The 1,805-nt window shown below is 33.5% G+C and carries 2 protein-coding genes; both read right to left on the bottom strand.

Going from position 1 to position 1,805, the window contains the following annotated elements; translation table 11 throughout:
• Positions 1 to 5: 5 nt before the first annotated feature.
• Positions 6 to 1,166 (bottom strand): DUF262 domain-containing protein, encoded by a 1,161-nt coding sequence (locus KM934_RS12690; protein ID WP_215760976.1) that lies wholly within the window; start codon positions 1,164 to 1,166, stop codon positions 6 to 8.
• 3 nt (positions 1,167 to 1,169) lie between these two features.
• On the bottom strand, positions 1,170 to 1,745 hold the full coding sequence (locus tag KM934_RS12685) for a DUF7834 domain-containing protein (RefSeq protein ID WP_449555715.1): 576 nt from the start codon (positions 1,743 to 1,745) through the stop codon (positions 1,170 to 1,172).
• Between the last annotated feature and the right edge of the window lie 60 nt (positions 1,746 to 1,805).

Here is a 1,805-nt window from a genome sequence, read left to right as displayed (position 1 = left end):
CTTTTTTATACAATAAATTCAACCTCAAAGTCTAAATCCGAAACTTGAGTAATATATAAATCAAATAGATAGCGAGTCCTGAGCAAACAGATGATAAAACTTTTAACAAAATATTGGGGGTTAATGGGTTTATTGTTGATTTCACCCTGACGAATCACGCGGTCAAATGCATCTACTAATTTTTTGTCATCCAACATTTTGTCAAGCAAGTCTGTCTGCGATGTGATGTGTTCTTGATGGACAAAGACACGAAGTGTATGTAGAAGAAAATATGAGAAATTGATGATACTTTCAAATCGTGTTTTCTGATTTCTTTCGTTTGATGCCTCTTCCGAAGTTATTTTGAAGTCAGTACTTATAGCCTCTTTAATAGAATGACCATTAGTCTGTTTCTTCGAGATAGATAAATTGAGATAATCCTTTATTCTTTTTACAGGTAATTCATTCCAATATGATCCAAAAATTTCCTCTCTTATATTTTTTGGGAAATGCATTTGGATATAACCATCAATATTTCTGCAAGCATCCCATATTGTAGCAAAAATTTCTTGCCACTTTTTGTCTCCTTGCAAATAAGCCATTAGGTTAGCTTTGAGTACATCGCTCTGCTCCAGTTGTTCACCGCGTGTATTCATTATCTCAAAATAATGGTTAAGATCTGTATGCTTCGGCACTTCAATGCGATACAACACCGTTTTGCAGAGATTATTCTTTAGTTTTTTTATATCTATGCTTTTGAGTTTATCTCTAATGATATTGTAACCACTTAAAAGCTCTTGCTGGATGTTGCTATCATCAATTAGGACATGAGATGTTTCTGAAACTATTTCATTGATGTGTTCCAGAGTGTAGTTGCTTTTAGCTCTGCAGTCAAACCTAAGAGCTACGTGTTCTTTGTTATGGATTTCTTCAAGATAATTTAGTAACAAAAATAGTGTTGTCAGGCGTTGTTGGCCATCAATAACTTCATATGCATCATTTCTACGATGTACTATTAATGACCCGATATAATATTGTGAATCGTTAGGAACATCCATAATGTCATCTATTAGTTGAACAATATGTTTTTCCTCCCATGCATATCCACGTTGATACAGAGGCACAATGTAATGCTCATTTGTGAAAATGTTCTTTTCGTTAGTGATAATATGAATTCCGGTAACCATATTCTAAAATCCTTTATGTTTCATGTTTGTTAATAGTTCATGTAGCATCTGACGTTCTTCTACGCAATTATTGTAAGACAATTCTTTTGAATTTGGAATATTGATTATTGTGTTCCCAATTTCAGTATGTTTCCGTGCTTGTGTAATCATAGAAAATACAGGCTTATTATTGAATATTCCGTCTCCAATTGCATATTTGTTTATGGAATCGAACGATAGATTATTCAGCTCAATACGCAGCATAAAAGCCCACATAAAGAGTTTCTTCAATGCTAAAGGGTCAAACTCATGGAAACGGTCATAATATAGTAGAATAGAAGCTTTGTATAGTTTCCTTACATGTTTCATTCCTATGCTGCAATTATTCATTTCTAAATATGGTCGGATTTCATCAAATTCACTCTTGCTTGTTAGTTCTGACTCTATTATCTTCATTAACTGCAGATAATGATCCACCATTTCAAAAAAATCGCTGCCGGAAACAAATGGTTCTGTTATTTGAAAATACGGCATAGCCTTGTAAGTGCGGCGAGCAAAGGTATATGGACAATCAATAGATACCCCTTTATAGGTGTCGATGTCCTTATCTGCTTTCTATGTTAAAATCCAAATATTTTGACCATTATTTTTAATTTATGC

The organism is Hallella faecis (genome assembly GCF_018789675.1).
GTDB lineage: Bacteria > Bacteroidota > Bacteroidia > Bacteroidales > Bacteroidaceae > Prevotella > Prevotella faecis.
The sequence above is the reverse complement of the archived record's forward strand: the minus strand, read 5'-3'. Positions and strand labels throughout refer to the sequence as shown.